This is a genomic window from Acidimicrobiia bacterium (genome assembly GCA_029210695.1).
In the GTDB taxonomy this organism is placed as follows: Bacteria; Actinomycetota; Acidimicrobiia; order Spongiisociales; family JAHEDJ01; genus JAHEDJ01.
Genome location: JARGFH010000172.1, coordinates 1 through 538, shown reverse-complemented (window position 1 = coordinate 538; position 538 = coordinate 1). Strand labels below are relative to the sequence as shown.

Genomic DNA, 538 nt, shown 5'->3' with positions numbered 1-538 from the left:
ACTACGCTCAACTGACCACTACCGGATGACTTGGAAACCAAACAACCGAGTCTCCATCAAACCCAGGGCGGTTCAATCACGTCGTCGATGGTCTGTCGGTGACACAGCCATACGAAACTGAATCTCGATACGACCGGTGTAAACACCAGTGCCCACAGGTCCCGCATCCGATCGGTGTCCGGGTCGGGGATCCGACCCAGCTTGCCGAAGTCGACCTGCAGCTCATCGCCGGGCTCACCATCAGCAACCCGTACCGTCGTCGACCGGACCGACCGGCCCACACCCAGCTCCTCGAGGGCGTAACGGTGCAGCGTCCGCTGTGGCACCACCAAGCCCTGCCTTTCCAACAGCTCATGGCTCTTCACCACTGTGAGCTCCCCATCGACCAGCCACTTGTTCAACTGGTCGCGGTGAGCGTCCAAGCTTCGCCACGCCTCCCCATGTCCATCGACCCGATGGGGACTGTATCGCCCTGGGATTCTTGGAGACTCTTTACCTTGGAAGCGAGGATGGAGTTATGTCAAAGAAACTGCAGGCG

Annotated in this window: 1 protein-coding gene; it reads right to left on the bottom strand. The window is 59.5% G+C overall.

All coding sequences use genetic code 11. The annotated features are described in order from the left end of the window. Nucleotides 1-56: 56 nt before the first annotated feature. A complete protein-coding gene (locus P1T08_18945) occupies nt 57-422 on the bottom strand; it encodes a hypothetical protein (protein ID MDF1598147.1) in 366 nt (121 codons plus the stop codon). Between the last annotated feature and the right edge of the window lie 116 nt (nt 423-538).